The sequence below is a fragment of the Micromonospora sp. 4G55 genome (genome assembly GCF_016803375.1).
The window spans coordinates 1-2,530 of the sequence record NZ_JAEVHN010000796.1 but is presented as its reverse complement, the minus strand read 5'-3'; the positions used below and the strand labels follow the sequence as shown (position 1 = coordinate 2,530).

3 protein-coding genes and 1 pseudogene are annotated in these 2,530 nt (G+C 75.0%); 2 read left to right on the top strand and 2 right to left on the bottom strand.

Features of this window, described 5'->3' with window-relative positions:
- Positions 1-55: 55 nt before the first annotated feature.
- Together aroQ and aroB are read right to left on the bottom strand one after the other, a co-directional pair.
- Positions 56-496 carry a type II 3-dehydroquinate dehydratase gene (gene aroQ, locus JNW89_RS34320; RefSeq protein ID WP_238452200.1) on the bottom strand — a complete coding sequence of 147 codons (441 nt, stop codon included), beginning with the start codon at positions 494-496 and terminating at the stop codon, positions 56-58.
- A pseudogene (aroB, locus tag JNW89_RS34315) lies at positions 493-1,568 on the bottom strand (3-dehydroquinate synthase). The gene aroQ and the pseudogene aroB overlap by 4 nt, the downstream one beginning before the upstream one ends.
- 147 nt (positions 1,569-1,715) lie before the next feature.
- Between aroB and JNW89_RS34310 the strand changes: the two are divergent.
- Both JNW89_RS34310 and JNW89_RS34305 read left to right on the top strand, forming a co-directional pair.
- Positions 1,716-2,237, top strand: a complete 522-nt coding sequence (locus JNW89_RS34310; protein ID WP_238452199.1) for a DUF2243 domain-containing protein — start codon at positions 1,716-1,718, stop codon at positions 2,235-2,237.
- On the top strand, positions 2,234-2,530 hold a 297-nt coding region (locus JNW89_RS34305; protein WP_238452198.1), incomplete at its 3' end, for a cytochrome c oxidase assembly protein. The genes JNW89_RS34310 and JNW89_RS34305, both read left to right, overlap by 4 nt.

Here is a 2,530-nt window from a genome sequence, read left to right as displayed (position 1 = left end):
CGGCGCCGGTTGCGGGGGACGGCCGGCCGGCCGGGCGCCCAGCGGCGGCGACCGCTCAGCTGGCGGCGCCGAGGCGGGTGGCCAGGTGACGCAGGGCGAGGCGGTAGCCGTCGACGCCCAGGCCGCAGATCACCCCGGTCGCCACGGCGGAGACCACGGAGTGGTGCCGGAACTCCTCCCGGGCGTGGATGTTGGAGATGTGCACCTCCACCAGCGGCCCGCGCAGCATCGCGCAGGCGTCCCGGACCGCGATCGAGTAGTGCGACCAGGCGGCCGGATTGAGCACCACCGCCGCCTGCTCGTCGGCCGCCTCGTGCAGCCAGCCCAGCAGCTCGTGCTCGGCGTCGGTCTGCCGGACGACCACGTCCAGCCCCAACTCACGGCCGGTGTCGACACAGAGCGTCACCAGGTCGGCGTAGCTGGTCACGCCGTACACGTCGACCTGCCGGGTGCCGAGCCGGCCCAGGTTCGGCCCGTTCAGGACGTACACCCTCACGAGGCGATCTCCCGGTAGGCGGCGTGCAGCAGCTCGTCGTCCGGCCCCTCCAGGATCGCCGGCCGGGCCAGGCCGTCGAGCACCACGAAGCGCAGGGTGCTGCCCCGGGCCTTCTTGTCCACCCGCATCGCGGCCAGCAGGTCGGGCCAGGCGTCGGCCGGGTAGCTGGTCGGCAGGCCGAGCGCGGCCATGACCGTGCGGTGCCGCTCGGCGGTGGCGGCGTCGAGCCGCCCGGCCAGCCGGGCCAGGGCGCCAGCGAAGACGGTGCCCACCGCGACGGCGTGCCCGTGCCGCCAGCGGTAGCCCTCCACCTTCTCGATCGCGTGCGCCAGGGTGTGGCCGTAGTTGAGCACCTCGCGCACCCCGGACTCGCGCAGGTCGCCGGAGACCACGTCGGCCTTCACCCGGATCGCCCGCTCGATCAGCTCGCGGGCCACGGGGCCGGTCGGGTCGACGGCGGCGGCCGGGTCCCGCTCGACCAGGTCGAGAATCACCGGGTCGGCGATGAAGCCGCACTTGACCACCTCGGCCATCCCGGCGGCCAGGTCGGCCGGGGGCAGGCTGTCCAGCGTCGCCAGGTCGCAGAGCACGCCGGCCGGCGGGTGGAACGCGCCGACCAGGTTCTTGCCGGCGGCGGTGTTCACGCCGGTCTTGCCCCCGACCGCGGCGTCGACCATGCCGAGCAGGGAGGTCGCCACCGGCACCCAGCGCACCCCGCGCAGCCAGCAGGCGGCGACGAAGCCGGCCAGGTCGGTCACCGCTCCCCGCCCACCCCGACCACCGCGTCGGTACGGGTGAACCCGGCCGCGCCGAGCCGCTCCCAGCAGTCAGCGGCCACCTCGATCCGCTTGCCCGCCTCGGCGTCGGGCACCTCGATCGGCAGCGGGGTCACCCCGAGCGCGCGCAGCCGTTCGGCCAGCGTGTCGGCCAGGTCCTTGAGCGGCGGCGCGAACAGCAGCGCGACCCGCTCGGCGCCGGGCAGCAGCCGGGGCGGCGGATCGAGCAGGTCTCGTCCCACGAGCACGTCGTACGGCCGCTCGCCGCCGACCGGAATCCGGGTCACGTCGTCCATCGCAGGGGAGCCTAGTGCAGCCGGCACCGCCGCGACGGCGCTCGTCCACCTGGTGGCAAGCGACATAGCCGGCCACCGGGTACGTTCGGCTCGTAAGGGCCGGACGTAGGGCGAAGCGGACCCGGCCCACGACGGCGGAGGTTCCCCATGGCCACCACGACCATCGACGGCGCCGACATCCGGCTGCCCGCCACCATCCTCGGCGTCGGGCTCGGCGGCTTCGCCGACGGCATCGTCCTGCACCAGGTGCTCCAGTGGCACCACCTGCTCAGCAGCACCGACAGCGACAACCTCGGGATCCGGCCGTACCCGGTGGACACCGTCCCCGGCCTGCAGATGAACACCCTCTGGGACGGCATCTTCCACGTGGTCACCTGGGTGGCGGTGCTCACCGGGCTGGCGCTGCTCTACGCCCGGGTCACCCGGTCCCGCGGCCGGCTCTGGCGCTCCCCGGCGCTGTGGGGTTGGGCGCTGGTGGGCTGGGGCCTGTTCAACCTGGTCGAGGGGGTCGTCGACCACCACCTGCTGGGCATCCACCACGTGCACGGCGGCCCCCACCAGACGGCCTGGGACGTCGGCTTCCTGCTGTTCGGCGCGGCGCTGATCGCCGTGGGCTGGGCCGTGCAGCGCCGCGCCGGCGCGGTGGACACCTGCGCCGACCGGCGATGACCGGGCGGCACGGCGACGGAGTCGGCCCGCTGCTGCTCGTACCGTTGCTGGTCTTCTGGGTCTACCTGGCCGCGGCGCTGCGCCAGCGCGACCCGGGGCGCGGCGGCTGGAGCCACTGGCGTACCGCGAGCTTCGGTGCGGGCGCCGCGCTGCTCGCGGTGGCCGCAGTGCTGCCCGGCCACGACCTGGTCGGGCACATGTGGCGGCACCTGCTGGTCGGAATGCTGGCGCCGCTCGGGCTGGTGCTCGGCGCGCCCGGCACCCTCGCGCTGCGCACGGTGCGCCGCGACGTC

What these genes read in the sequence shown, in the direction of transcription:
- JNW89_RS34310 (WP_238452199.1), top strand. Translation starts at nt 1,716, where the DNA reads ATGGCCACCACGACCATCGACGGCGCCGACATCCGGCTGCCCGCCACC.